General features: G+C 69.3%; 2 protein-coding genes. One reads left to right on the forward strand and one right to left on the reverse strand.

Annotation, left to right across the window (positions count from 1 at the left end; translation table 11 throughout):
• On the forward strand, nucleotides 1-1161 hold a 1161-nt coding region (locus AC1D12_RS31465), incomplete at its 5' end, for a leucine-rich repeat domain-containing protein (RefSeq protein ID WP_477845111.1).
• On the opposite strand, the gene AC1D12_RS31470 is transcribed toward AC1D12_RS31465, so the two are convergent.
• The coding region (locus AC1D12_RS31470; RefSeq protein ID WP_477845112.1) for an SUMF1/EgtB/PvdO family nonheme iron enzyme at nucleotides 1109-2197 on the reverse strand (1089 nt) is incomplete at its 5' end. The two genes, AC1D12_RS31465 and AC1D12_RS31470, sit on opposite strands and share 53 nt — an antisense overlap.

Raw genomic sequence — 2197 nt, forward strand, 5'->3', positions numbered from 1 at the left:
GTGATGCAGGGTGATCTCTCTCGCGTTGCCGGAGCCGGTTCCGACGGAAAACTCGTCAGGTACGTCAATGAACTCGAGCTGGATGCGCTGATGYCGAACCGCGCTTCGCTCGCCACTGTGACCGAGGTCCTGGAGCAATGCGCCTCGGTACGCACGCTCACGCTGGGCGATGAATTGGATTTCAGCGAGATCACCCCGTTTGCAGATGCGCTGGCAGCGAACACGACATTGGAGACGCTGCACATTCAGAATTGCGACGGATTCCATCCAGGCGCGCCGCTGGAGCAACTGGCCCGAGGCATCGCAGGCAACACCGGCCTGAAGACACTGGTGCTGGAGTATGAGAACGACGCCGAGGAGGATCAACTCGAAGCTGGTGCCTGCTCAGGGCTGGCAGCTCTCGGCGCCAGCCTCGCGAACCATCCGTCGCTGGACTGCCTGCAGCTCGAGTTCCCGGACCTGCGTCCGCAGCAGGTCCACGCACTGGTGGCCGGACTGGCGGGCAACTGCACACTGACCCGACTGGTATTGCAGGCTGACCGCGACGACGCGCGGCTGCAGATGACGCTGGCGTTGGATCGGGGAGCCTTGCCCCGACTGGAACATCTCCAACTCAACAACGGGTGCCTCTCCCAGGTTCAGTGGCCCGAGGTCGCTACCCTGAGCCGATTGCTGTCCAGGCACAAGGCCCTGCGCACCGTGGAGCTCCCTCTCGCGTTCTTCGCGCCCGAGTACCTCGACACGCTCGCCCAGGGCCTCGCGCTGTCCCATTCGATCACCTCGATGAAGCCCCCTCTGCTCGAAACCCCCTGGCAGATCCCGCCCGCCATCTGGACGACCTTGCAGCGCAACCGCGCAATGGATGCGCGCTTCGGTGACACCGCCCTGATCGCCGCCTGCCAGGCGTTCACCGGGAGCTGGGGCCAGGTCCTCAAGAAGGACCCCGGCATGATCGCCAGGAACCAGGTCGGCCAGCACCTCGCCGCCATGCTGGCGCCACGCAGCAACGTGGCCAGGACGCAACGACACACCGGCCCGGTGTCGAGCATCAACCTCCGAACGGCGTTCGCCCGGCACCTTGCGGCCGAGCCATTGCTGATCAACGCGCTCATGGCCTCGTACTCGCTCCCTCCCAAGGCGCGCAACTTCGAAACCCCGTGAACTCCGTGTCGCAGTCGGGCAACTCGAAATTGCGATAGCACGGATGCCGCAGCCGCTCGCGCGTCGCGAACGACGCGCCGCGCAGCACGCGGTGCCGATCGTCGAAGGCGGGCATCGTGTGCCCGAGGTCCGGCCCCGGCTCGAAATGGTCGTAGGGCCGGAAGCGCCCGGCCGTCCATTCCCACACCTGGCCCCAGCGGAAGCCGCGCGATTCGCCGGTGCGCGCCGCATGCTCCCACTCCACCTCGGTCGGCAGCCGCCGGCCGGCCCAGCGGCACCAGGCATCGGCCTCGTACCAGCTCAGGTGCAGCGCGGCCTGCCCGAGCGGCACGCGCGCCAGCCGGCCGAAGCGCTGCTGCAGCACGCCCTGGCGCAGCTGGTCGACATACAGCGGGCTGCGCCGCCCGGCCGCCTGCACCCAGGCCCAGCCCTCGGGCGTCCACCAGCGCGCTTCGTCGTAGCCGCCATCCTCGACGAACTCGCCGTACTGCGCCCAGCTCACCGCCTGCGCATCGATCTCGAACTCGGGCAGCGCCACCTCGTGCGCCGGCTGCTCGTTGTCGTACGCGAAGCCCTCGCCCGACTCGCTGCCGATGCGCGCACGCGCCGCCGGGAACAGCAGCGCCGGCCGCGCCGGCAGCGTCGACAGGGCGGGCCACAGGCCGGCATCGAAGCCGAGCTGCTGCGACAGCACCGCCAGCCCCTCGGCGTGCGCGTCTTCATGGAACAGCGCGAGGCGGAAGAAATACAGCGCCGCATCGCCCTCGTGCGCGTGCTCCAGCAGCTCGAGCGTGGTCTCCAGCGTCTCGGCCAGGTAGGCCCGCACCGCCTGCGCGTCGGGCAGCGCCAGCGCGCGGCGCGTGGCCACCGGCGCCAGCGAAGCGTCGAACCAGCCATCGGCCCCCGGCTCGATCGACGCGAGCCGCGGCGCCCGCGGGTCGCAGTGCTCGCCGCGGTGGCGCTGCACGTTGCGGCCGATCCAGTACTCCTGGTACCAGCCCAGGTGGCCGAGCGTCCACAGCGGCGGATCCACCTC

Source organism: Rhizobacter sp. P1_G5, assembly GCF_056405435.1.